Below are 246 nucleotides of genomic sequence, written 5' to 3'. Positions count from 1 at the left end.
CACTTAACTACCTACGGTAATGTTTGAAGTGGTGGCTTCTTGGTCAAGATAACTATTGTTATCAGTATCTCCAAGCTATTAGGCTAGTTCCTAACCCTTATGATTACCATTTATATGGCTAAGTTTAATAGATTGATACTTGCATTGATATCTCTATCGTGGAATGCTCCACACTCTGGACATTCCCATTCTCTTAGTCCTAAGTTCTTCACTAATGGATTTTTATATCCACATTTAGAACATAAT

1 protein-coding gene is annotated in these 246 nt (G+C 35.4%); it reads right to left on the bottom strand.

The window, feature by feature from the left end; genetic code table 11:
• Positions 1-110: 110 nt before the first annotated feature.
• On the bottom strand, positions 111-246 hold a 136-nt coding region (locus KGF45_RS20610), incomplete at its 5' end, for a transposase (RefSeq protein WP_227843093.1).

Origin of the sequence: Clostridioides sp. ZZV14-6154, assembly GCF_020657785.1 — a bacterium.
Lineage (GTDB): Bacteria > Bacillota > Clostridia > Peptostreptococcales > Peptostreptococcaceae > Clostridioides.
The sequence above is the reverse complement of the archived record's forward strand: the minus strand, read 5'-3'. Positions and strand labels throughout refer to the sequence as shown.